The following is a 2708-nucleotide window of genomic DNA, read 5'->3' as shown; positions in this document are numbered from 1 at the left end:
CCCACCTGGCGCGAGTTCCTGACCGCGCAAGCCGAGGGCATCATCGCGGCAGACTTCTTCCACATCGACACCGCCCTCGGCAAGCGGCTGTACGCGCTGGTGTTCCTCGAGCACGGCACCCGGCGGCTGCACATCACCGGGGTCACCGCCCACCCGACCCGCGACTGGGCAGTGCAGCAAGCGCGGAATCTCACCGTCAACCTGGGCACACGCATAGGATCCCTGCACTTCTTACTGCGCGACCGCGACGGCAAGTACAGCCAGGCATTCGACGCCGTCTTCCAGGCCGAGGACATGGAGATCCTCAAAAGTGCGCCACAAGCTCCCCGCATGAACGCGCACTGCGAACGCATCATCGGCAGCATCCGACGCGAAGCCCTCGACCACATCCTCATCATGAACGAGGCCCACGCCCGCCACGTCCTCGCAGCCTACGAGCGGCACTACAACGAACACCGACCCCACCAGGCCCGCAACCAGCTACCACCCGACGCCCACGAACAACCCGCCGCAGCGCATGACCTCAGCACCGGCAAAGTCCTGCGCACCCCGACCCTCGGCGGCCTCATCAACGAGTACAGATATGCAGCATGACATGCAGCGATGACTTTTCGAGCGGCACAGGCTCCACATACACGCCTGCTCGACAGCACGCGATTCGCTCACCCTCCCGGAATTACCGACCCGACCGGCGAGGTCGGCGCCACCCGCCCCAAGACGTGCGAGCCGCTGGACGACAGCGAGTACGCCAACGCCACGCTGGAGGCCACCCATCGGGCTAACAGGGCCGGCCGGATAGAGCTGCAGGACGACGTCGACGGGGGAACCAGCGGTGCAGGCTGACGCGGCCTTGAAGCCGCCCCCGAACCACGCGCCAGGTCAGGCCCCCGCCTGCTGCTGACCGTTCGGGTTTGCCTGAGCAGGCGCAGTTGGCCCGGTGACGATCGCCTGCACCAGTGTGGTCAGAACCTCTGCACGCTGTTCCTGGCTCAGTTCCGCTTCCGCGATCAGCCGCTCCGCGGCCAGGTAGCGGGAGAACTCCAACGGTTGATCAAAGTAGGCCCGGAGATGGGACGACGCCACCTCCTGGGACTTCACGAACGTGCGGCTGACGTATCCGGCCAATGCCGCCGACACTGCCCCCAAGCCGCCAGCCACGATGCTCCCGGCGGTTGTACTCGCGTTCAATGCAATGGCGACGAAGGCGATCAATAATCCGAAGCCGACCAACATTGCAGCCTGCGCATTGCGGAACGAACTCCGGGCCTGGCCAGTCGCGATGTCGTGATACAGCTCCAGACGGGTGTGAGTCACTGTCCACAGCTCCGCCAGAGTGAATCGGGATGCCGGGAGTTCCGCCTCCGGCTCACCCACCACAACGTCACCATGTAATACCCCGCCAGGTATCAAAACTGAGCCATCTGGCCCGGCCTCGCTGGAACCGTTCGGAGTCCTGGCGCTCGCCGAGGGAGCCTGTGCAGCTCGCAGTGCTGCTTCCAGGCCACGCTCTGCGGCACGCACCCGCTCGCGGCTCGCCTGGATATCCCCATCTTCCCTGCTGCGTGTCGCCAGCCAGATGAGGGCCAACAGGCCCCCGGTAACCCACCCCCACAAAACGTCCGGGTTCCCCTGGATGCCGCGTCCTGTGAGCTCGCCGACGACGGCCACGACGGCCACAGGGGCCCCCAACAGCGCGATGCTGCCCCCAAGCCCAACGAGCCAGCGCTTCCCGCGAAATCCGCTTGAGTCTTGTCCCTCACCAGGGCGAGGTGTGTTTTCGGAAGAGTCACTGCTCGGCATAGTCAATGAGAATGCCGATTCCTCACCCGCCTCACCACCCCTTCCGTTCAACTCACGAAGCCGCCCACACGCCGGGCCCACCGCCGCGCCACTCGATCAGCGGCGACGTCTCCAGATCCAGGCTCTCCGGGTCCTCCAGGCCGGCGCGGCGTAGAAACTCCAGCAAGTCGGCCACCCCGTACGCGACGCCGAGGATCACTCCGTCCACGCGCACCCGCCGACCGCCGCTCGGCGACGGCGGCTGGACGACGACGCGAAGCACCCCGGCCATGCGCCCATCGTGCGACCGCGGCCACGCGCCCGCATGTCGTCCGAAGGTCTGGAGGGCCGAACGGTGGACGTGCCAAGGTGAGGTGCATGAGCTACGCGGATGATCCGAAACGCCTCGCTTGGCTGCTGCGCAACCTCGCTGACGCACTCGAAGCGACCGGGGTAGATCCCAGTGGGACTAGCGATGCGCGCAACCTTATGGACGACGCTCGGCGCGCGGCGAGGGAACTCGACCCGCCCAAGCCAGGCAAAGGAAAGGGCCGGATCATCGCCTTCTGATCCGGTTCTGCTACCCCTCGGCGGGCAGGCGGCGGGCGAGCCGCGCGGCCAGCTCGTCGGCGGCGACCGATCCTTCGCGGCGCAGCAGCTGTACGACGGCCTGTGCCTCGCCTGGGGTGATGAGCGGCTGCCGCTCGGCCTGGTCCTCGATCAGCGTCCACAGCTACGCCTCGTCCATGCCCTGATCAACCCCGCATGGCGCGCTGGGGTCACGGCCGTTCATGCCCCAGCTGGACACAAGGCGTTGGCCTGAAGGGTGTCTTTAGAGGGCTTCTCGAAACCGAGTGTGGGGCTGGGTTTGTGCTGGTCAGGCATAGTTCCGGGGTGGGTGAGGTAGGTCCGGTGCGTCCGTGGAGGTG

5 protein-coding genes are annotated in these 2708 nt (G+C 66.5%); 3 read left to right on the top strand and 2 right to left on the bottom strand.

The window, feature by feature from the left end; all coding sequences use genetic code 11:
* Together ACWDSL_RS52910 and ACWDSL_RS52905 are read left to right on the top strand one after the other, a co-directional pair.
* A partial coding sequence (locus ACWDSL_RS52910) for an integrase core domain-containing protein (protein WP_450496874.1) occupies window positions 1-594 on the top strand: 594 nt, incomplete at its 5' end.
* 9 nt (window positions 595-603) lie between these two features.
* Entirely contained in the window at window positions 604-843 is a 240-nt protein-coding gene (locus ACWDSL_RS52905; protein WP_450496872.1) for a hypothetical protein, read from the top strand.
* Between the two features lie 36 nt (window positions 844-879).
* On the opposite strand, the gene ACWDSL_RS52900 is transcribed toward ACWDSL_RS52905, so the two are convergent.
* Complete coding sequence (locus ACWDSL_RS52900) at window positions 880-1374, bottom strand: TRADD-N-associated membrane domain-containing protein (RefSeq protein WP_450496870.1); 495 nt, start codon at window positions 1372-1374, stop codon at window positions 880-882.
* A gap of 478 nt (window positions 1375-1852) precedes the next feature.
* The gene (locus tag ACWDSL_RS52895) at window positions 1853-2071 is read right to left on the bottom strand and encodes a hypothetical protein (RefSeq protein ID WP_450496868.1); all 219 of its coding nucleotides are present in this window, start codon (window positions 2069-2071) and stop codon (window positions 1853-1855) included.
* Between the two features lie 86 nt (window positions 2072-2157).
* On the opposite strand from ACWDSL_RS52895, the gene ACWDSL_RS52890 reads away from it, so the two are divergent.
* Window positions 2158-2349: a hypothetical protein gene (locus ACWDSL_RS52890; protein ID WP_450496866.1), complete on the top strand. Its 192-nt coding sequence runs from the start codon at window positions 2158-2160 to the stop codon at window positions 2347-2349.
* Window positions 2350-2708: the final 359 nt, after the last annotated feature.

The organism is Streptomyces sp. NPDC000941 (genome assembly GCF_053599555.1).
Note: the sequence above shows the minus strand (reverse complement) of the source record. Positions and strands in the feature narration are given on the sequence as shown.

Excerpts from the sequence above, each read along its gene's own strand:
- ACWDSL_RS52905 (WP_450496872.1), top strand. The coding sequence starts at position 604 with ATGACTTTTCGAGCGGCACAGGCTCCACATACACGCCTGCTCGACAGC.
- ACWDSL_RS52890 (WP_450496866.1), top strand. The coding sequence starts at position 2,158 with ATGAGCTACGCGGATGATCCGAAACGCCTCGCTTGGCTGCTGCGCAAC.
- ACWDSL_RS52895 (WP_450496868.1), bottom strand. The coding sequence starts at position 2,071 with ATGGCCGGGGTGCTTCGCGTCGTCGTCCAGCCGCCGTCGCCGAGCGGC.